Annotated in this window: 12 protein-coding genes; all 12 read left to right on the top strand. The window is 49.4% G+C overall.

The annotated features are described in order from the left end of the window. The first annotated feature begins 654 nt into the window (after positions 1-654). A complete protein-coding gene (locus AC1DWB_RS01065; RefSeq protein WP_477539169.1) occupies positions 655-3339 on the top strand; it encodes a fibronectin type III domain-containing protein in 2685 nt (894 codons plus the stop codon). Positions 3340-3364: 25 nt separating this feature from the next. Then, complete coding sequence (locus AC1DWB_RS01060) at positions 3365-4300, top strand: hypothetical protein (RefSeq protein WP_477539168.1); 936 nt, start codon at positions 3365-3367, stop codon at positions 4298-4300. Between the two features lie 19 nt (positions 4301-4319). Further along, positions 4320-5249: a hypothetical protein gene (locus tag AC1DWB_RS01055; RefSeq protein ID WP_477539167.1), complete on the top strand. Its 930-nt coding sequence runs from the start codon at positions 4320-4322 to the stop codon at positions 5247-5249. Between the two features lie 44 nt (positions 5250-5293). Further along, positions 5294-15094 carry an RHS repeat-associated core domain-containing protein gene (locus AC1DWB_RS01050; protein ID WP_477539166.1) on the top strand — a complete coding sequence of 3267 codons (9801 nt, stop codon included), beginning with the start codon at positions 5294-5296 and terminating at the stop codon, positions 15092-15094. 9 nt (positions 15095-15103) lie between these two features. After that, the gene (locus AC1DWB_RS01045) at positions 15104-15541 is read left to right on the top strand and encodes a hypothetical protein (RefSeq protein WP_477539165.1); all 438 of its coding nucleotides are present in this window, start codon (positions 15104-15106) and stop codon (positions 15539-15541) included. A 505-nt stretch (positions 15542-16046) separates the two neighbouring features. Beyond that, entirely contained in the window at positions 16047-16274 is a 228-nt protein-coding gene (locus tag AC1DWB_RS01040; protein ID WP_477539164.1) for a hypothetical protein, read from the top strand. Between the two features lie 729 nt (positions 16275-17003). Continuing rightward, positions 17004-18776 (top strand): sensor histidine kinase, encoded by a 1773-nt coding sequence (locus tag AC1DWB_RS01035; RefSeq protein ID WP_477539163.1) that lies wholly within the window; start codon positions 17004-17006, stop codon positions 18774-18776. 4 nt (positions 18777-18780) lie between these two features. After that, the gene (locus tag AC1DWB_RS01030) at positions 18781-20256 is read left to right on the top strand and encodes a response regulator transcription factor (protein ID WP_477539320.1); all 1476 of its coding nucleotides are present in this window, start codon (positions 18781-18783) and stop codon (positions 20254-20256) included. A gap of 108 nt (positions 20257-20364) precedes the next feature. Next, the gene (locus AC1DWB_RS01025) at positions 20365-21279 is read left to right on the top strand and encodes an ABC transporter permease (protein ID WP_477539162.1); all 915 of its coding nucleotides are present in this window, start codon (positions 20365-20367) and stop codon (positions 21277-21279) included. Further along, positions 21273-22133: a carbohydrate ABC transporter permease gene (locus AC1DWB_RS01020; RefSeq protein ID WP_477539161.1), complete on the top strand. Its 861-nt coding sequence runs from the start codon at positions 21273-21275 to the stop codon at positions 22131-22133. The genes AC1DWB_RS01025 and AC1DWB_RS01020 overlap by 7 nt, the downstream gene beginning before the upstream one ends. Before the next feature lie 14 nt (positions 22134-22147). Next, a complete protein-coding gene (locus AC1DWB_RS01015) occupies positions 22148-23674 on the top strand; it encodes an extracellular solute-binding protein (RefSeq protein ID WP_477539160.1) in 1527 nt (508 codons plus the stop codon). Further along, a partial coding sequence (locus AC1DWB_RS01010) for a M14-type cytosolic carboxypeptidase (RefSeq protein ID WP_477539159.1) occupies positions 23664-24686 on the top strand: 1023 nt, incomplete at its 3' end. The genes AC1DWB_RS01015 and AC1DWB_RS01010, both read left to right, overlap by 11 nt.

Raw genomic sequence — 24686 nt, 5'->3', positions numbered from 1 at the left:
TGGTTTACTAGAGTTGATCCAACACCATGTACCACATGTACGGTTATACCACCAACTATGACAGATATCGTCAGCGGATGGATTCCGAATACGCCAACGATAACATGGGCCTTTAATAATCCGGACCCACAAGTAGCTTACCAAGTCCAGAGATCAAGTAACGCATTGTTTGCATCCATAGATTATGACAGCGGGATAGTAGATTCAGGGGCAACGTCTCATATTGTGTCAACATCTACTACAGGGAAACAATGGTATCGGGTTAGAGTGAAGAGCAATGCAGGAGCTTGGTCCTCTTGGAGTATGCTTTATCTTGATTATGCTCCAGGATATACCGCGCCGGGCATTCCTTCTGGTAGTGCTAGGTGGAAGGTTTATGGGGTAATTTATCATATTATTGACAGCAGACAGGAATATGTAAATTCTGGAGGGCAAACGGTATGTAATCCGAATAATGGAAACGACTGTTGGATTACTGAAGATCAATGGGGATGGACAACAATAAATACTTGGGGATTTGATAATTCAGGGGTGTTTGAAGGATACATAACGGGGGCTGCAGGAACCTATCCTGACAACGGAGCAGGAGACGAACCATTTGGATTTAAAACCCCTGCCTCAAAGTGGTTTGTTAAGGTTAGTTCTGCGCCTATTATGACTCTATTAAACGACGCTTCGGTATATTACAGCAACGAATCCAGCTTTATCCCGGCAGTAAGCGTAGCGGATGCGGATGGCGATTCCCTTATTGTCTCTTATTATATTGATAATGAAAGTGCACCTCGAGAAAGTAGAACCATTACGAATACAGCATCCGCCCAGAATGTGAGTTTTAATGCTTTGAATATAGGGGCATTGGCGGAAGGCTCACATACATTCCGCTTCACCGTCAATGACGGGCAATTCACAACCGAACAATCTATCGACATCTACGTCGACAAAACACCCCCAGACTTAAGCGGAGTGCAGTTCACTTCAACCGGCACGACGATCACCATCACCGGCTCGGCCAGCGATGCGCTCGCCGGACTGCCGTCGGCTCCATACCGTTATACGGTCGGGGGCGTTATGACCGAGTGGACCAGCCAGGCGTCCTATACTCAGCCTGGTCTCACCCCGAACACGGAGTACAGCGTCAAATTCGAGGCGAGAGACAATGTAGGGCTAGTCGCTTCAAACGAGCAGCGGCTCTTTTCTAAAGCACAGGCTCCCTCGCTTAGCGTCGTCGGCGCCGCAGAGTCCGCGCTGGATCTTACTATCAGTGACGCGAACCCTGCCAGCACGAGATTCATGATTCAATCCGGAGCGAACTATGTGACGGCGACGGGTGCACTAACGACTGCGCCTACCTGGATCACTTTATCATCCAAGAAAATAACCATAACCGGCCTTACCGCCAACACAGCCTATTCGTTCCAGGCAAAAGCTATGAACGGCAACGACATCGAAACCGCCTATAGCCCGACCGTCGCCGGTACCACGCTAGCTGTGCCTCCGGTGAACGTTACTGTTACGCCTTCCCAACGGTCTATCACGATCGCATGGCAAGGGATCAGCGGCGTGTCCTCCTACGAGATCGAGGTGGACGGCCAGATCATTAACAACAGCACTTCAACGACGTATACGCACAGTGGGCTCATTCCAGAGACACCGCACACTTACCGAGTCAGGGCCATGAATGCCGGAGGAGCAGGAAACTGGAGTCCGCTTATCCAGAAGAATACGCTGCCTGATCCACCTCCAACGCCAAGTAATGTGCAGGCGACACCCCTGCAGACTACTATTACGGTTGTCTGGGACAGCGCGGCGAGGGCAACCGCCTATGAACTGGAACTAGACGGGACGGTAAGAGATGTAGGCCTCACAACCTCCTACACCCATACCGAACTAACTCCCGAAACGACTCATTCATACCGGGTGCGAGCCAAAAACATTGGTGGAATAAGTGACTGGAGTGCACCTATCACGCTTGCAACCTTGCCCTACCCGCCAGAAGTACCGACGAGTCTTACTGCGGATGTTACGAATCGGAGCGTCGTGATTCATTGGACAGCGCCTGCCCGCGCCGTAGATTACGAGGTCGAAGCTGACGGTCTGATTTTGGATAATGGCTCAAGCACCAGCTATCAGCACGAAAGCCTCGAGCCGCTCAGCGGTCATACATACCGGGTGCGAGCCAAGAACGCAGGAGGTAAAGGTGTTTGGAGTACGCCGCTCGACGTCACCACCCATCCGGACAAGCCGGTGACGCCAGCTAATATCATGACCACTTCGGACGAAACGTCGATCACGCTCATGTGGTATGAAGTTCCACATACGGATAGCTATGAGGTAGAGATTGATGGAGGCACGGTAATTACCTTGACGGACAAGCAGTTCGTTCAAGTAGGGCTCAGTCCCAATCAGAGGCACACGTATCGGATTCGGGCGAAGAACATTACCGGCTACAGCGAGTGGAGCAATCCAGTTACGATGGGAACCTTGCCTGTCGCTGAGAATGGGACTACGCTGTCGCTGACCAACATGGCTGCGATCGTCACCAATCGAACGATTACGTTCTCCTGGGATACGGTGGCGCCTAACGCCAGGTATGACATAGAAGTTGATGGCGTCCTCCTCGATAACGGGCACAACACGATCTACAACCATACCGGACTGCGGGCGAATGAATTCCATACGTACAAAATCCGCATCCACAATGAGGACAACAACGGAGAGTGGGTGGCGATCCTGGCTTTGTCCACGCTGCCGGATCTTCCGGATGCGCCGACCCATATCGAGGCGTTCGCCATGAACAACTCCATTGAACTACGCTGGGAGCGGACCAATGACGCAACTGGGTACGAGATCGAGGTGGATGGTGTAACGTACGACACTGGCACGAATTCCGCCTACGTGCATGGCGGTTTAACCACAGGTACCGGCCATACGTATCGGGTCAGAGCCAAGAATATAACCGGCGTCACCGCGTGGAGCCCGGCCATTACGAAGAGCACTACAAGTCCGACTTACCAAGTGAACGGCGTCAAGAACCAGAACTTTGATCTGTCGCTGTATGGGTTCAATGTTCAGGATTTCAGCGAATTTTCTTTCGTCATCACCTATAATCCCTCTGAAATCGAAGTGGTAGACTTGTATAATTTCACGCCAAAGCTGGATGTCCTTAGCTCCGGCACCATTCCGGGGTCCAACCTGGAGGTTACGTACACGCCGGGCATGATCCGTTACAAAATGAATCAAAACGTAGTTCCAGGCACTTCCTGGTCGGGAGAGGTTGCAACGGTTACATTCCGATCCAGGATCGACGGACTAGCTTCCATCGATGTAACGGCCAACTAAATCCAGATACGGGGTTGAATGAACGATGAGATCGAATAAATCTACCAGAATGATCGCCATTATCATGATGATAGCCTTGATTGCACCGCTAGTCATAATCGTGTCGGCGAATACCAAGCCGGTACAGAGCCAGGAGATTCCTGGTGAAATCCGGCAAACCGCAGCCGACATTTCCAATATGACTGGGGTTCCGATCGAGAACATTATAACGCTGAAGCAAACCGGCCTTACTTGGAACGAAGTGCTGGACAAGCTGAAGAAAGCGGATGGTGGCTCGCTTCGCGATAAGGATAATCGATTGCAGACGCTCGCCGAGACGGGAATCGGGGACGAATTGGTGCAAGAGCTGATCAAGCAAGGCTTAACGAAAGAAGCCATTTTGGAAGCCAAAATGGCCGTAGAGCGGGTACAGTTCCAATTGTCAGAACTAGTAGACGCGGCGAAAGCCGTTGCTGTGGTGCCGAAGGTCGAAGTGATGCCTGAGAAAGGCACACCCGATGCCGATAACGGTTCAGCTTTCCGTGAGGTCGCGGGCAAATTTGACGCTCCATTAGCCATCCGTCTCATTCTACGGCTTAAGCAAGAGTTCGGCAGCCTGGAAGCGGCGCTGGACGAATACTTATTCGCTTTGCAATCCGGCCTGAATCTGGAAGATTACCTGAAAGATAGAGACGCGTACAAGCAGACTAAAGAGGACAAGCGGCTAGGTCTCTTGCGAGAACGACTCGTAACCGTGGCCAGTATCGAGCAAGCCATCCTGGAGCAGATCGGGCGTAACAACCGTGCTGCAGACCGGGATGAACTCCCCTCAGCCGGTGTCCAGTCTCCGCTTGATGGAGGATCGAAGAACGGACTGCCGGATGTGCCAAGTGCACCGATGCCTGCAGTGAAAGATGTGAAGCCGAAGAATCCGACCGAAGAGCTTCGAAACGAGCTCCGCACGTTGAATCCGAATAAGTGAAAAGGGAAGGAAGCCGGACATGAGAAAAAAGTTCATAGTGCAGCTGTTTGCGGTAATGATCGCGCTCAGTTTATCCGCGCAGGTCGCATTTGCCTTATATACGCAAGTAGAGAAGTTGAACGCTCCCGATACGGACAGCAAGGAGGATCCCGTCGTCATCGCCGCCGCATCTCCTAGCCCGAGCCCTGCCCCATCGTCTCCCGCCAATTCCAGCATAACCGGAACGGCTCCGATATCAAACTCGATCGTAATCTCGGAAGAAGTTCTAACTAATATCCAATCTTCCGATCCCGAGCACTATGACAAGAACTTGAACAACTATAAAAACCTGTTAAGCAGACTGAATGTTCACCAGGCATTCCAAGTCAAAATCGAGCGGTTGATCCAAGACGGTCGTCCGCTGCCTGACATTCTGACCGCCTATGAATTCGTTTACCATCAATCCGGGATGTTCCAATCGGTCGAACAATTCGTCAAGCAAAGACAATCTGGAACGATGTGGGAGACGATCTTCCGCAGCTATACCCGCAGTCATCCTCGCTTCGCTCCGAGAGCGTTCGAGCCGGAATTATTGGAGAGTTGGATGAAGACACCCGGCTTGACCGCGGACGACATTATGATTGCCGACCGGATTTCGTTCGAATCCGGGAAGCCGGTGCCGCAACTGCTGGCAGCCAAGAATGAGTCGAAAAGCTGGCAGGAGCAGAACGCCGAGCTCGGCATTGTGTTCAGCGCATCCATACTGCCTCGCGTTCGGGTGACGGCCGAGCAATTGGACAAGTTCACCAAGAAGTTCAGGATGACAGAGCAGCAAGTGGTGGAAGCTTTCGTGTTGGCCGACAAGCTGGGACTGAAGCCGGAGGACGTGGTGGCGAAGCTGGGGAGCGGCCTTGCCGAAGAAGCCGTCTATGCCGAGAGCTATACGATCAAGTACGGATCCGGCGTATAACTCGCTATGATTCCTAGCATAAGTCATTCCTGGAGGGTTCCCCTATGAGATTTGTTGGCCGTTTGCTTGCTTTTGCCTTTCTGCTGCTATGGATTCCGGGTCAGGCCGCATTCGCCGAGACGCTGGAAGATCAATTGAACCATTTGATCGGACCGAAAGAGCAATATAATACGATGTTATCCCCCGTTTATCTGCGCAACAACACGACCGAGGAGCAGATTAGCCCGCAGAGCGGAGAATTAAGCTTGACGCAGACCGATTACGTGCTGCCGGGCCGCAATGGATTGGATTTGGAAATCAAACGGATCTACAAGAGCGGTTCATCGAACGTTCAGGACATGCAGGTCAAGTACGTGAACGGGGCATGGGTCGATTATGTTCAATCCGATGCGACTACTTCGTCTTTTTATGAAGAACGGTACAATCTCGGGATCGGCATGCGGTTCTCGTTTCCGAGTATGGAAGTCATCCGGAATTCGGACGGTACGAGCCATAAATTCCTGCATACGGAGAGCGGCGACGTGTATCGCCTGAAGGCGCAGGTTGTGAATGGGGTGCCGACGTCGACATATGTCCCGGAAGGCCAGACGATCAAGGATGTCGAAGTCAAGGAAACGAACGAATACAGCAATGGGCAGCCCGACGGTACGTCCCAATACATGATGGTAGGCAAGGACGGGAAGAAGACCTACTTCACGGAAGACGGGCGTATCGTGGGCATCGTCGATCGATACGGCAATACGATTAAGTTCGAGTACACTAGCATGACCTACACGATAGACGGCACCACATCGAACCGCAATCTCCTCTCCCGTATCACGGATACGATCGGCCGGGTGACCACGATTGAATACAAGGAAGACGAGACGTTCACGGCGGGTCCCGCAACAGAGTCCATCTACGGTCCGGACGATACGTTCAACGCCACGCAAAATCCGAATCCGATCGATTCCGGCGACTTGCAGGGCAAGTTTCAAGTGATCGTCCATCTGCCTGGTGACAAGCAACTCGTATACGACAAGTCGGCCGTGCTGGTTAGCGCGTCGAAGCACGTCATCCGGACTAGGCTGCAGCGTGTATTCGATGTGGACGGCAAGGCGAAGTACCATTATTGGTACGAGCAGCCGGATCTCGGATTTACTTATATGAACGGTGCTCAATATTCAACTTACAACCGATATGAGAATCTCGTGCAGATTGATTACAGCAAGACTAACCGGATCAAGCGGTATGTGTACGAGACCTTCACGAAGCAATTGAACAAAGGCAGTATGCAATATCGGAAAATTTTCGAAAAGAAAGAATTGGTGAAGCTGGGGTTCGATCCTGCTCAAGGCTCATTCATGGAGAAGCTGATGACCGCTGAGAAGGACAAGCTCCACCACAAGTATACGAACGAAGCCGATGGGTACGGGTCGGCCGAGTATAAGGAGTTCGACAACAGTTATTTGCACGATACGTACCGGTATTACTCCGAGGTCACGGACCTTCGTGGCAATACGACCAAGTATACGTATGATGGTGTGCACCAACTATTGCTCACGGAGAAGCAAGGCGCCGACCATAGGGAAGTCATCACGACTGATCGGGACGAAATGAAGTTGGTGAAGAAGCAGGAAAGCTTGCTCTACCAAATCGTGGACGGACAAGTCGTCGGAGATCCGATGCGAACGATCGAGAACTACCGCTATGACGAGTATGGCAATCTGACCAACTACACAGGCCCGGAAGCCTCACGAGACGAGACGGGCTATCCGACCGATAACGAGCATACCGTCGTGTATACGTACGCGTATGACAAGTTCCATGTGCTCAATCTGAAGACATGGAAGAAGGATCCGCTCACCACGAGCCAAGTTCAGCATGACATCGACGGGAACGGCAACGTGGTCAAGGAGACGAAGGTCAATTCGGACGCCGCCGCCAACTGGGTCGTGACGGATTTCCAGTACGACGGCTACGGCAATTTGATTCGGAAGGAAGCGCATTCCGGCGGACAGTCGTTCGTGACCCAATACGATTACGGAGTCGATGCGGGCGGTACAGACCTGAAGGGAGCCTACCTAGCCAAGGAGTTCCAACTGCTAGGCGGGCAGGAGATTGCCAAGAAATTCACGTATGATCTCAACACAGGTCGCAGGTCGGCAGAGATTGACGCGAACGGCAATCGAACCGTCCATGAATACGATGTCCTGGGCAGGGTCGTGAAGACGACGATGCCGGATTTGAGCTGGAAGGAATATAGCTACCTGGAGCGCCCTTATTCGAACTTGCAGATCCAATATACCGATCCGGAGGGAACCCCAATCCGGCAAGAATACGACATCCTGGGGAACCTGGTTCAGTCCAGCGTATTCGATCAAGGGCAGTGGAATGTCCTGAAGTCGATCGAGTACGATGCGAAAGGCAACATAACGAAGGAAATCGACGCCAACGGGCACAGCGTTCGATTCGAGTATGACAGCTTATACCGCTTGATTCGCAAATCCTCGTATGAGCTGGATGCGGTCAGCAAGGGAGACATGCAGATTGATTACTCCATCGGCCAGGTGGCGGAGTACCCATTGATCATGACGACGACCGATGAGGAGGGGTATGTCAAGAAGTTCTATTACGATATTCGGAAGAGGCTTCAGAAGGTGGAGGCGACGCCGGATCGCGTGCAGTTCATTACGACGTCGTATACCTATGACTATGTGGGCAACAAGCTGACGGAAACGGACGCTAATCAAGAAACCACTACCTACACGTACGACGCTCACAACCGACTTGTACGGAAGAAGGATGCGCTGGGCTATGAGACTTCGTTCGTCTACAATGCCCTGGATCAAGTCGTACATAAGAAAGAGCCGGGAGGCAGAGTAACCGATACACAGGTGGATGCCCTTGGACGAATCTCGCAAGTCAAAATATACGGGGAAGGTGCGAGCTCCTACACTTATACGTCGTATGAATACGATGCAGCGGGCAACATCAGCCGGATGAGGCAGGGGCTATCGGATGCAGGCGTGGACCGTGTCGCCACCGCGACCTCCTACGTGTATGATGCATTGAACCGGTTAGTAGATGAATTCCGCCAGGTGGACGAGACCCGAACGGCGCATACACACCATACGTATAACCGTAACGGGAACAAGACCCAGACGATTCAGTATGCGGATGCAGCGGAGACGGAGGTTCGCGTATTTGACTATGGGTATGACTACAGAGGCAAGGTGAAGGAGGAGCGCGGCGCCTATAGGGAAACGGACGGGACAGGCGGGACGGTCCAGTATGGGTCCTATCAGAAGCTATATGACCGGGATTATGCTGGGAATGTCGTCCGTGAGATGATGTGGAATGGATATGGCTTCGATACGACTACGTATGCGTACAACTATAAAAACCAAGTGGCGGCAAAAGAAGAGCCCTATGCCAATGGCAGGACGAAAACGACCCGCTACGAATACGACAAGGTTGGCAATAAGATAACGGAAACGCTGACGATTCAAGGCGATCCGACTACCGTAACCTACGGGTATGACGGGTTGGGACGGCTGATTCATACGATTGATCCGCTCGGGAATGCGACTCGGTATGCGTACGATGCGAATGGGAATCGGATCAAGCAGGTCGATGCCCGTTATATGAGTCAGTCTGTTGATGCGGCGCCGGGACTCGAGACCGAGTATGACGCTCTGAACCGACCTGTGAAGGCGATCGCATTCGACGGCCATTCCAAGGTAGTGATCGGGTACAAGGAGTATGACGCGCGAGGCAATGTGACGAAGGAAGTCGATGGCGAAGGGTACAATGCTGCTCAGCCGGAACAATCTGTCGGTATTCTCACGACATACGATGCCAACAATCGGAAGATCACGGTCACTACGGCCCAAACTGCGGCTGACAATGCCGGGAACGGTACACAGCTAGCGAACCAAACGTTTACATACGATGGTGTCGGCAACGTGCTGAGCGTCACAGATGCGGCGCAGCGAACGACCCGATATACGTATTACGGAACCGGATTGCCGCGTGAGAAAATGTATCCGGACGGCTTGAAGGAAAGCTATGATTACGACCTGACCGGCAAGGCAATGGTGCTCTCGACAGACCGTGCGGGCAGTGTGACGAAGTCTTATTTGACTGTGTTTGATAAACCGTACCGCATCGAATACCCGGATGGCAGCTCGGAATCTTTCGCTTATTCACCGAAGGGTGAGTTGACCGAGAAAACCGATCAACACGGCCACACCGCGTACATCAAGTATAATGCTGCCGGTAATCCGATCGAGAAGGCGGAATGGATTCGTTCCGACGGTGGTACGGCGGAGTACAAATTGTCCAAATCCGAGTACGACGAAGCGAACCGTCCGATTGGCAGCGAGACGTTCCAGCTCCGGACCGCAGGTCATCCGTTGTTCGGAGGCTCAGCCGTTTCGGCCGGAGACCGTGTGGAGATGACGTACGACAAGGCGGGCCGAGTAGTTCGGGTCGCAGGACCTCACGGTCGTGAAACGCGGATGGAATACGACCGCGCCGGATTTAAAACGACGGAGCGGAAGAAGGTGGCCGATGACGATTATGATGTGACCCGCTTCGGATATGACACTCTCGGACGCTTAACGGCCAAGTCTTTGCTGGTTAAAACTTCGGACCTCAGCATCGACCATTTGGCGAACGCCCAGTACGACAATACGTATTTTGACCGGGTTCTATCTACGACGACATACCGATATTACAAGAATGGTACCGTCATGGACCAGACGGACCCGAATGGGTACATGGCGACCTATGAATATGATTACGACGGCAAGGTGACAAAGAAGATTGATCCGATGCATGCGTCTACCAGGTATCGTTACGATACGAACGGGAATCTAGTGGGTGAGACGAATGCGAATGGAGCGGTCACCGTCTATGAATACGACGCGATCAACCGCTTGATTCGCAAGAAGACGCCGGCGGCCGACGGGAGCCTGGCCGTAACGCGCTATGTGTTGGATGCGGTGGGGAATATCGTGAAGGAGATCGCGCCGAATCAATACGTGGAGTCGTTGGACCTCTTCGGGACGAAGGGACAAATGGCGGGTGCCTCCTACACCTACGACAGCATGAAACGCCGGACATCTACTGTATCCCCGGATGGCGAGGGGATCGAATATATCCGTTACAACTTGAAGGGGTTGGCGGACAAAGTTGTAGATGGCTTGCGTTATACGGGAGATATGGCCGTATCTACAGGAACTGTATTTGAGTACGACGGCCTGGGGAGAGTCGTGCGCAAGACGGACGCGCTCGGACATCAGGCGGGATTCGAGTACGATGTGCTGGGCAACCTGACGAGCCAGACGGATGAGCGTGGCTATACGAGCCAGTTCACGTACAATCCCGACCGAACCTTATCTGATGCGTCCTACGCTGATGGGGGAAGGGTTAGCTTTACCTACGACAAGCTGGGCCACAAGCTTACCGAGACGAACCAGCTGGGTGCTACGACAAGCTACAGCTACAACGCGTTCGGGCAGCTTAAGGCTGCCGTCGATCCCTATGGATTCAGCGTCGAATCCAAGTATGACCTGGCCGGGAATCTCGTGTCGGCGAAAGACAAGCGGGGCAGCGTCAAGCTGCTCAAGTACGACGGCAACCGCAGATTGACCGAGAAGCGCGTCCCTTTGGAGCTGGACGAGAGCGGCAATACGGTGTACCGGATCGAAACCTACGGATACGACCTGGTAGGCAATCCGACCCTCCAGCGGATGACCCACTCCAAGGACAAGTCTTTTTTGCGGGAGACGCAGATGACGTATTATGCCAACAATCTAGTTCAGACGGTGTCGGATAACAGCGATGCACGGAAGCAAAGCTACTACGACCGCAACGGAAATGTCGTTAAAGTCGAGATGCTTCGAGAAGCATCCAGCTATGACATCGAGAAGTACGAGTACGACAACCGGAATCAGCTGGTGAAGCAGATTCGTTTGGTAGAGCCATCGAGCTTGTACAATACCACTAGTATGGCAAACGCTGCCGAACTGCAGGACAGCGAATACCCGGATCGGGTTCAACTCGTCACCGGCTATGAATACGATGTGTTAGGGAACCGGGGAACGGCGATCGATCCGAGAGCGTACGCTTATGCGGCTGCGGATTCGGCGAATCGGGATGTGTATACGATCCGTTATACTTACGATTCCCTGAACCGGCTGGAGAAGACGATTCAGAAGGTGAACGGCGTCGATGTCTATAGGGAAGAGGCATACGACGAGGTCGGGAACAAAATCTCAGATCGCGACGAACGGGGATACGTCACGAAGTATGCGTATGACGGCATGAACCGGTTGACGTCGATGACGGACGCCGAGAATCAAACGTTCACGTATGCTTACGATCTTGCGGGTAACAAGGTGTCAGAGACAAATGCCAACGGGAACAGCATGACCTACGGCTACGACGGATTGAAGCGTCGTGTGACCGTCACAGATCCATATGGGGCTGTGGTCGCCCGATATGTGTACGATGAGAATGGGAATGTGACGAAGAAGATTGAGGCGAAGGGTTATCTTGCCGCAGATACGGATGACGCTCGATACGGTACGTTGTACAAGTATGATCTAGCCAATCGCCTCGTACGAGAGGTCGATCCGGAGCTGTCGGCCCGCAATGATCCGGAGCGGTTTACCCGCGCGTATCGCTACAATCCAGTAGGCGAGAAAATCTCGGAAACAGACGCACTGGGCCATACCACGACCTTCAAGATTGACGAAGCAGGCCGTCTCGTCCAAGTCACGAACCCGCTGGACGTCAGCGTAACTTACAGCTACGACAAGGCGGGCAACAAATTGTTCATGGTCGATGGACGGGGCAAGACGACTGAGTTCCGCTACGGCTCGTTCGGATTGCTGGTCGAGACGTTAGATGCCACGGGCCGTTCCACACACTATCGGTACGATCTGTCCCTGAATACGGCTGAGATGACCGATCGGATCGGGAACCATACCCGATACACGCACGACAGCCGGAATGTATTGAGCGGTAAATCCGTAGCGGAAACCGGGGACAGCATGACCTATAGATACGATGAGGCAGGTAACCGAGTGTCCATGACGGATGCGGACGGCACCCACTCGTACGGGTACGATGGGAACCAGCGCTTGGTAAGTGTCGCGATGGACGGACAGCTTCAACTGACCTATACGTATGACGCCATCGGCAACATCGCCACGGTCACGGACAAAACCGGCTTCACTACGTCGTACACATACGACAAGTCCAGCCGGATGGAGACCGCCAGCGCCGCAGGCAAGACGACAAGCTATAGCTATGACGAGAACGGCAACCGCAGCGCGGTCGTCTATACGGGCGGCGTCACCGAGCAGTATGTGTATGACAAGGCTAACCGCCTGCTGGAGCTGACCAACCGGAAGCCGGACGGCAGCCTGATCTCATCCTATTACTACACCTACGACGATGCCGGCAATCAGACGAGCAAGACCGACAGCTTCGGCAAGACGACCTATGCCTATGACGCTGCAGGCCGAATCCTGAAAGTCGAAGCGCCGGGCAAGACGACCATCTACACCTACGACGGTGCCGGCAACCGGCAGACGCAGCATGAGACATATACGTCCGCCCAACCTAGTGGCTATACCGATCCGGTCAGCCAGGTTGAGGTGCAATACAACATCAAGAAGAGTGAGTACCTATACTCGAAAGCGGGCGAACTGCTTCAATTGGCGGAGCGGATGCTGGATGCGGATAGMAAGCAAGTACTGGAGAAGACGACCACCTACTTGTATGACGACAATGGCAATGAGATTCGCCAGAAAGTCGCCTACATCCGCCCCCACAACCGGGACATGAGACCGGTAACCGGCGGTAGCCCGCACGGGGAAACCGTAGCAGACGACCCGAATGCCGTCATCGAGAAAGTCAGCAACACGTTCGACGGCTTCAACCAATTGATCCAGACGGAGCGGGTCAAAGTGGGTGAGCGAGTAACGGTAGAGTACACCTACGACGGAGACGGCCTTCGCACGCAGAAAACGGTCCGCAGCTCCAAGGACAACTACGCGATTCAGGTCACTCGCTACTTGTACGACCGCCAGTATGTGATCCTGGAGACGGATGCTTCCGACCATGTATCCGTGCATTATGTCCGGGGCATCAACTACGTCGCTAGAATCGACGCATCAGACAAGCTGTCTTACTTCCTGTATAACGGCCATGGCGATGTCGTCCACACCGTCAGTGAAGCCGGAGAAGTTGAGAACCAGTACGACTACGACATCTTTGGCAACTCTACGCTGACGATTGAACAGTACAGTAGTTCTATTCGCTATGCGGGCGAGTTCTTCGACGCGGAGGTCGGCTTGTACTACCTGCGTGCGCGGTACTACAACCCGTACACGGGGCGGTTTATCTCGGAGGACAGCTACTGGGGTGAAGATGCGAATCCGCTTAGCTTGAATCGGTATACGTATGCACACAATAATCCATTGATGTTTGTGGATCCAAGCGGACACTCTTCGTGGTTGGTCGGTCTCTTTAGAAGCTTGCTAGAGGGTGTTCTGAATCCCAAAGCCAGTAATAGTGATGACATTGATGATTATTTGTCAGACGACCAAGAAGAAGGCGTAGATAATGGCACGGATTATCACAATCAAGATAACACTTCCGATCCTAGTCCCGAAAGTTCATATGAAGAACCTTCCAATCCTTTCGATGGCAACTTTTTTGATACTTCTCTCGGTGGACCTATGGATGATATTACGAAAGAAGATATAGCTTATTCGATTGAAATTGCTAACAGCAATCGAATGAAAATAGCAGCAGATCGTCAAAAGGAAATGGATGAGATAGATAGAGAACTTGCTGCACTAGAAGAGCAGATAAGGATTAATAATAAGAAAATAGCTGAAATTGAGGCAGAGCTAAATGAAGTCAGAGATCAGTTAGCGCAGCTTCGAGTATTAGGAGAAAGAATCAATCAAGTTATGAATCAATCAGATAAACTTGTAGAAGAGTTCAATGAGCTCAAAGATCAAGCTCAGACATCGTTGGATGAAGCTGAAGTATTTCAAGAGAAGTATAAGTATATAGACAATATTGACCTGACAAAACTAGAAAGCAAACGCAAAAATGTGCTCAAAGAAGTAGTAGTCGGTTTTATACTAGAGATAGGAGACTCACTAGGCGATTCTCTAGATTTTGCAACCTATGCTATTGACGACCCTTATGGTGCGGGTAAGGATGTTGCTCATGGCATTGTTGATACCAGTAAGAATATTTTGGATAAGATCATTGATCCTAAAGCAACGTACGAGGATGCGAAAAATGCGGTTGCCGATTTTTACAATCTGCCCAAAGAGGATCAGGCACGAGCTTTTGGAGCATTGTTAGCTAACTTCTCCCCTACCAGACGTACAGAATTATTGATTCCGGATGGAAAAGGCGGATCTGGCGGAATTGACTCTTCTGGTAGTGAGGTAATATTAGGTAATAAGGGCACGGGTAAAGTTAGCCCTAAAATTACTGAACTTCATACAAAGCTAGACGACCTTGCTGAAAAACATCTTTTGCCGCAATTCAGAGAAATAGACCCAAATCTTAAATCAGGTTATACAGGGTCGTTTAAGACTGGTGCAGTAGGGAATCCTAATAAAACTACTTATGGTCAACCTATTGATTTGAATAAGTATGATATTGATTATTATATAGAAAGTGATATTCTGTACGAGAAATTTGGCAACAGTCTGAAAGCTAATCCAGAATTCAGGAAAATACTTTCCGAGACACCGGGATTTGAAGGGCTAAAGCCAAATAAAGAAGGGTTTTCAATAAAATTTAAGCCATCAAGTAACTAGGAGGTCACAATGGGGATTGCGGACAAGGTATATGGTGCTCACTCAAAGGTATTTATTCAATATATAGGTACTTTACAGGACTTAGGCTCAAAAATAGAAAAAGGACTAAATATACCTACTTTAAGATATGAAAATATGGAAGATGAACCATATGATATGGTTGGTTACGCTGAGATTTTTGGCTTTGAGGTTGAATTAAAGGAATTACAGAACAATGATAAGTGGCCGAATTATCAATATCTACTAGCAGCAACTACTACTGATTCATTCCAAGAGGTATTTAATGACCGTATGTTTGACATTTCACTTTGGATGGCACGGTACATTTCACTTATGTGCGATGTAACCACCATGGCGGAAAATTTAGATAAACAAACAGGTCAATCATTCTATTTGAATACAATTACATCAAAAAGAGAAAGTAGTTTTGTCGAAGCAAAGAAATAGTTTGCAAGCCATAAAGAGGAATCCATCCTCTCTATGGCTTTTCCTTTTGGTGGAGGCTACCCAGTGCCGAATGAACTCATTATTCAACCAATAACACACTTAACCCATGTAATACCGCTACAAGAATTTCTTCATTTCCTTTGTACGCACATAAATGCTTTAGATATATAACCTAAATAACGCTATAGCGATACATTGAACAGGTCGATTATGGTCAGATACCACCATGATTGACCTATTTTTTGTTATCTTCGTTTTCTTGCGTTTTTTATAAATTTATCACAACTATAGAATACCCTTATTCGATATGTAGGGTGAGAAGGTCATCTGATAAGGAAATTTTTTCGCAACTATTCGCAGGGTAATTCCGACCATTATATTGTTCAGGACTTAACTCAGAATTTCACAACGGGAAGGTCATGTGATAAAGGCTAGCCACCGACTCCCTCATCTCTATGAATATAAGCGGCAAATCCGTCAAAAGTTTTGCCCGTGGGGGAGACGCATGAATAACGTACAACTTTCCATTGATAAAGTTTCCGTTGAGTATCATGAAGTGACAGTCAACTTTTACAATCAACTCGCACTTTCATTTCGAGATTGGTTTGATATTAAACCTGCCATTCGTCATAAAGGGTGTGTATACCATTGGAATTTGGCAACAGATGACGCTTATCTTTATTTGCGGTATCAACCGTGGTGGCAGAAGAAATCAAGGAAGTACACGCTATAAATTGAAACCTATCCTAAACACTTGGTTAAGTTCAACGGTTGATCGTTGCACTGTACAGTCATACTCAGAAGGTTTATTTCAACCGATGCGAGTTGGCTTTTGATTTCCGTATCCGATGAGCAATGTATTCATAGCATCAAACACGGGACGTAACATGAACGTCTACGAGGGAACTCGATATTTCGGGAGGAAAGACGAAAGTAAAGTACAGGCCTTTTGCCGTAATTATGACAAGAAGGCTGAGCGGAAATAGAAGGGGATTGAAGAAGTGGGGGAACGAACGAGAGTGGAACTGGTTTACAGACCTGCGGAGAAAATACCATTGGAGAGCATTGTCCAATATCTGCCCAAGTTCAACGACTTTTACACTTGTAGCGTCATCACAGACTTACAAGTTGTTCGGACGGAGAAGAGAGCCATGATATTGGCTCAACAGCATGGCTTGATGACACCCAACGAGTTGCTGTGCGAAGATTCAGCATCAACTTCAGCAATGGATCGCTGGTTTGCCCAATTACATCGGTAGCGTACATCCCAATTTCAAGCTGCGAAAGTTGAGTCATTAACTACACATAATCATAATTATGTTCTATAAAGATAACTAAAATGGGAGTTATTTACGACCCATCAACCTGATATAATAATAGAAGATGAAGAGCCGCTTCCCGATGGGGGAGTGGCTTTTATAACATAACGCCGCCCCTACTCCACATGAAATCAGGTGAAGGAATGAAAGGTCTGAAACGTTTCATTAACCGCATCATGCCTGCCAAGCTGAAGTATCGCTTTTTTTTCGCTTTCCTCCTATTCGTTCTTATGCCGATTGCGGTCATTCAAATTTACCAGTTCAAGAAGATCGAAACCTTAATTGAATACCGGATCAGTCAACTCAACCATAACCAGCTTGAACAAATCGCCCAATCGTTTGAGGAAATGAAGACTCGAATTCTAATGTCCATGTTAACGCTGGAGAAGGATAGAAGCGTGATAGCGGTCTTGCAAAATCCCGATCAGTACGAGGAAGTAGATCGTAAAGAAAGAATCGAAGAGCGATTCAAGATGCTGCAAACGTATGCCTACAGCGAGTACGTACAGTATACCTTGACGGATAATCACGGCAATCATTATACATCGTTCAAGTCCGAGGAAGCCCTCGATCCCGCCATTATTCCGGAAAAGGGATTAGCAAGTCTGCTGTACGGCAGTACTTCCTACCACTTGCTGCTCGATGAAACCGACAGCAGAGAATTATGGGATAACGCGCCGTTGTTCACGCTATATTCGGTCTCGAAGGACTCGAACAATGAACCGACCGGTATGCTGCGGATTCGTGTTTTTTATGAGCAATGGTTCAAATCGGTCGCCAWGGAAATTTCCACGGGTCAAAGTTATGTCATTGCTGACGCTACAGGGGACGTGATTGCACAGACGAAGAACGGACTAACCTTGCAAACCGCGATCATTCATAATCTGGTATCCAACCAGAGCAAAGGCAACGGTCCCGATTATTATATCGACAAAGCTACGAATTCACTGATCAATATCCGATCGCTTCCCTCGATGCAGTGGTATATCATTAACCAGTTTCCCATGGACATGTTCTTAGGTGATTTGAAAGAAATGCGAGATCAAGTGCTGATTACCTTGTACATCATGATCGGTATTTTCTCGGCTATCACCTTGCTCATCTCTGCCTCTATTACACGCCCCCTGCAGCAACTGCAAAAAAAGATGAAAGAAATGGTCAAACGCAATTTGAAAATTCATCTTCCCGAAGGCTCCTACAAGGGCGAGATCCTTGGCTTGAATCAAGCGTTTAATCGCATGGTGCACGACATTAATGAACTGGTGAATCAACTGAAGATCGAAGAACGGCAGAAAGAAGCGATCCATTCGCAGATGCTCCTCAACCAGATCAATCCTCACTTCTTGCTGAATACGTTAAACTCGATCAAATGGATTGCGATGGATCAGAACAATCGGGAAATAACGGAGATTTGTTTGTCGCTCGGCAGATTGCTGGAATCCAGCTTGAATTCGGAACTCGAGCTCATTTATCTGAAAGACGAGATCGAATTAGTAAGCGCTTACGGATACATACAACAATATCGTTATGATGCGTTGTTTGAGATCGTGTACGAGGTGGATCAGGCTTTGGAATATGCATTAGTGCCCAAGCTAAGTCTCCAAACGCTGGTCGAGAATGCGATCAATCACGGGTTCTCCCAGATGGAATCAGGGGGGATGATCACGATTCGTGTGTTCGAGGAACATAACAAGCTGGTCATTGAAGTAGAGGACAACGGGATCGGCCTGGGCGGCTCTGTACTATTGGGCAACAATCGGAATCGCAAGGGAATTGGATTAGCTAACTTAAGAGCCCGCTATCATCTGCTGTTCAAGAAAGAGGCGGAAGTTCAGCTGATTCCGCTTCCTCAAGGTACGAAAGCCATACTAAAGCTACCGTTATTGATTTCTACTCCTTATAGACTGGAGGGCTAACGTGATGTGGAAAATTCTGATCATTGAAGATGAAGTCCATGTGAGAAAGTCGTTTCGTAAACACATTGACTGGAGGGCTAGYGGATTCGAGGTCATCGGTGAGGCGAGCAACGGAGCAAGGGCGCTGGAATTCATGAAGGAGCATCAACCGGAATTAGTCATCTGCGATATCATCATGCCCGTCATGAATGGGATCGAATTGTTGAAGAAAGCGAGAGAAGCCGGCTTGCCCTGCCTGTTCGTCATGCTGACATGTATGAATGAATTCGAATACGCGAGGTCGGCTCTGCAACATGGCGCTTTCGATTATATATTGAAGCTCTCCATGGATGCCGACACATTACGGGACATCCTGGCGAAGGTCGACGAGCAGTTGAGTCGGAGTACGCAGCAAGCATCCCATCAGCTATATCTCGAATATCAGCCCATCTATCAAGGACTGTGGGACTCGTTGACTCAGCTGAAGCAAGACCAAGTTGCCAATTTTTATAGGAATCGATTGCATGGAGCTTGGCCCTATGTAGCGATCTGCACGGTACTGAACGGAAGCGAACCGTTCTCGATCGAAGATGGGCTATCCTTGGGTCTTGTAAGTCAGAATAAGCAGTCGATGATTCACCACTTCTCAGCTTGGGGTCATACGACCCTGTTCTTCTGGAGCCGGAATGAAATTCAAGTGAGTCCGTTCGAGCAAAGCTCCTCGCCGTTCCCGATCGTTGTTGGCGGATCTGTGCCAAGCACTCAATTATTCGAGGCATGGAGGAGTACGCTCAGGAAGCTGGACACATTCTGGTATAGCAGAGAATCAGGGATTCACAGCTTCGATCTAGCAGAGCAGACCCAAGAAAGCGATCATTGGGTGGCATGGAAGATTGAACGCAAGTTGATTCAATATTTCGAACAGGCCAAGATGAACGAATGTGAGGCATTGTTGCGAGAAATATGGGATCGCATGGAACAAGGTGTATTCCCTATGTATGTGGTGAAGCATACGGCGAATCAGTTTAATAAATGGGTGTCCCGCATAACGAACTATCCGTTTGGTGAACCCGATGCGTTATTACACTGTACGAGTCATAAGCAACTGCTGGCTGTATTGATGGCAAGACTGCAAGCCGGGTTGGGGAATCGCAAGGGGATCCAAGCGTCCTTGACCGATCATGGCGAGATCAACAAAATGCTGGATTACATGCACGAACATTACGATCAGAATATGAACCTGAAGTCGATGGCCCAGTTCGTTGCCTTAGAGGAACATTACTTAAGTACGCTGTTTAAGAAGAAGACTGGTGAGAATTTCATTGAATATTTGCATCGTGTCCGTATCGAGAAGGCCAAGTATTTCATGGATCATACGGATATGACCGTTAGTGACGTAGGAGAGCGGGTAGGCTTCCTGAATGACAATTACTTCATCAAAATATTTAAGAGATACACAAACATGACCCCTACTATGTATAGGCAACTCAAAGCGAAGTGAGAAGTACTTAAATTTGTTCTACAAAGTGCATAGCATTGTGAATAATGTGCGATTCGGTGCAGTGATATATTGAATTTGCTCAACAAATAAGCAATAGGAGGTGAACGAATGCAAGGCAGCGCCGTAGCCAGGAGAGCATGGCAGCATCGAGTATTCTACATCATGTTGATGCCTGGTTTATTGTGGTTTGTGATCTATAAGTATTTTCCGATGTATGGTGCAGTAATCGCTTTCAAAGATTTTGATATGTTGAAGGGAATAGTAGCAAGTCCTTGGGCGGATCCGTGGTATAAGCATTTTCAATTTTTTTACGACTCCCCTTACTTTTCCGAACTGTTGCTTAACACGTTTCTAATCAGCTTCTACAAGCTTATATTCGGTACCGTTCCCCCGATCCTGATGGCACTAATGCTCAATGAATGCCGGACGCCTTGGTTTAAAAACCTGATTCAGACGTTAAGTTACATGCCGCATTTTTTGTCTTGGGTTATTATTTACGGCATTCTGTTGGCCTTTCTCTCTCAGTCAACAGGGCTGTTGAATCGTTGGCTAGTCGAGTGGGGGTTCGACGCCGTTCCATTCTTGCAGTCAACGGATTGGTTTCGCAGCATATTAGTCAGTTCGGATGTTTGGCAAAATGCCGGGTGGGGCGCCATTATTTATTTGGCGGCGATCGTAGGAATCGATCCAACCTTATTCGAGGCAGCTCGGGTAGACGGAGCGAGCAGACTGCGTATGATCTGGCATATCACGTTTCCTGGGATTCGTAATGTGATCGTTCTGCTCTTGATCTTAAGATTGGGTCATATGCTCGATGCGGGGTTTGATCAGATTTATATTTTGTACAATATTCAAGTGTATCCCGTGGCTGATATTATCGATACTTGGGTGTTTCGTACCGGGCTCGAGCAGATGAATTTCAGTTTGGCTTCCGCCGTTGGGTTGTTCAAATCGGTCATTGGGCTGATCCTTGTCCTCGGAGCCAATCATTTTGCGAAAAGATGGGRGGGAGGAATATGGTAAAAGGTGTCGAGGATAAGGTATTCAACGTCATTGTGTATACGATCCTGATTATCGTCGGACTTACTGCCGTATTCCCTCTCTTATTCGTCTTATCGGTCTCCATAACGCCAATGGCTGAAGTGCTGAAGAATGGCGGCTACATTATTATCCCAAGAAATATAACGTTGATGGCTTACAAGCAATTGCTGGGGGACTCGGCGATACCAAGGGCATTCATGAACACGTTGTTCATTACCGTTGTCGGTACGGCGGTCAACATGATTCTGACGACCCTCATGGCTTATCCATTAAGCAGACGAACGTTGCCGGGGCGAAGTTTTTTCCTACTGTTGATCGTGCTCACCATGCTTTTCAGCGGAGGGCTGATTCCTCTTTATTTGACGGTAAAGGCAACGGGGCTGTTGAACTCGATCTGGGCGATGATTGTTCCAAGCGCGATCGGGGCTTTTAATGTTTTGATTATGAAAAGTTTCTTCGAGAATCTTCCGGAAGAGCTGTTCGAATCCGCACGAATGGATGGAGCGAAGGAACTGCGTATATTGCTGCAAATTGTGTTCCCTCTGTCCGTTYCCGTGATGTTAACGATTGGTCTCTTCTATACAGTGGGGCATTGGAATGAATTTTTCCAAGCGATTATGTTCATTACGAATCGAGACCTTCACCCGATTCAAGTCATCGTACGCAATATTCTCATGCAATCCCAGAATCCGATGGAAAATGTAGACGTTCCCCTGCCGACTGAAGCGGTTCAGATGGCGGCCGTCGTAATCGCTTGTGTTCCGATCATTGTCGTCTATCCCTTTATTCAAAAGCATTTTACCCAAGGCATGTTAATAGGCTCTATTAAAGGTTGAGAGGAAGGCTGTACATGAGAAAATTCAAATGGGCGTCTCTATCGTTGGTATTCGCGTTATCGGTCGGTGCGATTCTAGCAGGATGCGGGGGAAGCAGTGAGCCTAACGCTAGTGGGAACAACCCGCAGTCGTCTCCAGGCGCAACGGCTACGACTAAGCCCGCTGAACGGGTTAAGATTGAGATCATGACCGATAGCGGGGGTTCGAAACTGCCGGAAGGCGAGAGCAATCGGATGAAAATCAAGCTCGATGAAAAACTGAATACGGATATTCAGATGACCTTGCTTGGCGGGGATGGTGGCAACCAGCTCAATCTACGTATGGCGGCAGCCGATTACCCGGATCTGATCGCGGTGAGCCGCATTCAGATGCAAGAATACGCTAGAAAAGGGCTGCTTCTCGATCTGACTCCCTACATGGGGAAGCTGGAGCAAGCTAAGAAATTTATTGGCGATGACAGCTTGAAGAAAGGTTCGGTTGACGGGAAAATTTATGCACTGGCCAAGAGACCGTCCATTCCGTTCTATAACGTATGGATCAGAAAAGATTGGTTGGACAAGTTGAACCTGAAAGTCCCAACAACGATTGATGAGCTGTTCACCGTARCCAAAGCCTTTACAGAGAAAGATCCAGACGGCAATGGCAAACCGGATACTTATGGAATAACGGGACAAAAGTTGTCGGTCTTCGACCCGATCTTCAGTGCATTTGGTGTTGGGGCGGCCGATACCTTCTACATGAAGAACGGCAAATTAATGAATGCCTTCTACGATCCGGGTATGAAAGACGCCTTAAAATTTATCAACGATATGATCAATGCCGGTGTCGTTGATCCGGATATTCTGGCGAATACTGGAACCCAGCATGAGAAGAAGGCGTTTCAAGGGAAGGTTGGGATGATCTGGAACGGATTTCCACGGATGACCCTTCCGGCCAATGTGACCGAGTTCAAGGCGGTCAACCCCAATGCCGAATGGGTGCAAGTGCCTGCCTTGAAAGGTCCGGGCGGCCAATTCGCCGGGATCTGGGATGTAGGGACCGCTCCGGGGATGCATGCTATCCCCAAGGCGGTTGAGAAAGACCCGGTTAAGCTGCAACGAGTGTTCGACCTGTTGAACTATGTGGCCAGTCCGGAAGGGAACACGTTGGTTGCGCATGGGGAAGAGGGACGGCACTGGAACAGAGTAGACGGTAAAATTGTCAGGACCGAACTCAGGGCCAAAGAGCATGCTTTCATGTATCAATTGCTGGGTCGGGAGGAAATTGAATATTTGGAATCCGGCTATCCGAAGGAAGCTATCGAATTCTCCGCCAAAACGCCGCGTATTGAAGTGTACAACGGCATGCTGAACCTTCCGGATGGGTACAGTCCGGCGGATGCTAATCGGTATATGGAAGAAGAGTTAGCCAAGTTTGCTTACGGCAAACGTCCTATAAGCGAATACAACGATTTCTTGAAGCGTTTGGAAGAGACATTCAAGTATAAGCTCATGCTCGATTCGGCAGAGAAACAGTTGAAGGAACTAGGCATTGTCAAATAGCGTGCAAGGGATAACGATTAGCAGCAACTTTGCCGGAGGCAATATACGTGTAGTATCCGTCGAGGACCGTGTTGTGCAAGTAGAACAGGAGCTTCGGGATTCGACGGGTTGGTGGTTTTATTGGGGCTTTCGAGCGGAATCCAGTCAGGCCCAGTCGATCACATTTGAATTCATGAATGGGGAAGTGATTGGACCTTGGGGACCTGCTGTAAGTAAAGATGGGGTCGTGTGGGAGTGGCTCGGGGCGGATTCGGTTACTTCTGCTTACACTTTCCGGTATACGTTTGGAGATGCGGAGCTGGTGTATTTCTGCTTTTCGATCCCTTATCAGGTTCATCACTTTGAACAATGGTATGCCCGAATCTCCGCCCACCCCAATATCACAAGAAAGGTACTTACCCATTCGGAGCAATTGCGGCCGATTCCACTGCTTATGATCGGCAATCGCTCCGCCAGTCAACATATCATTTTCACCTGCAGACATCATGCCTGTGAATCCATGCCTGCTTATTTGTTGGAGGGATTGCTGGAGTATTACTTGGAGCAGACAGACTCTCTTGTGTTGAGCCAATATCTAATTCATTACATCCCTTTCGTGGACATTGACGGTGTCGAGAATGGAGATCAGGGAAAGAATAGAGCGCCTCACGATCATAACCGGGATTATGTGGAGGACCCCATCTATTGTGCTACGAAGGCCATTGCCGATTATGTGAAGTCACTTGAACTGGCAGTGGGTATCGACTTCCATTGCCCCTACAAATGGGGCGGGCGCAATGACCATCCGTTCCTTGTGAAGAGGTACTCGCCGATCAAGGAAGAGAATGAGCGGTTCGGTAGATGGCTGGAGCTCACGACAGCTAATCGCTCTACCTCTGGCCGAATCGTCTATAATCCGATTCACGACATCGAAATGGGTGAGGACTGGAATCAGCCGAACGGGCATACTTGCAGTTCCTTGTTCGAACGTCACAATATGAAGCTCGCATGTTCCTTCGAGTTTCCCTATTTC

The organism is Paenibacillus sp. P4_E11, from assembly GCF_056401635.1.
This window is presented reverse-complemented; position numbering and strand designations above follow the sequence as displayed.

Coding starts and splice junctions, on each gene's coding strand:
- AC1DWB_RS01065 (WP_477539169.1), top strand. CDS start 655: ATGACTCTATTAAACGACGCTTCGGTATATTACAGCAACGAATCCAGC.
- AC1DWB_RS01060 (WP_477539168.1), top strand. CDS start 3,365: ATGAGATCGAATAAATCTACCAGAATGATCGCCATTATCATGATGATA.
- AC1DWB_RS01055 (WP_477539167.1), top strand. CDS start 4,320: ATGAGAAAAAAGTTCATAGTGCAGCTGTTTGCGGTAATGATCGCGCTC.
- AC1DWB_RS01045 (WP_477539165.1), top strand. CDS start 15,104: ATGGGGATTGCGGACAAGGTATATGGTGCTCACTCAAAGGTATTTATT.
- AC1DWB_RS01040 (WP_477539164.1), top strand. CDS start 16,047: ATGAATAACGTACAACTTTCCATTGATAAAGTTTCCGTTGAGTATCAT.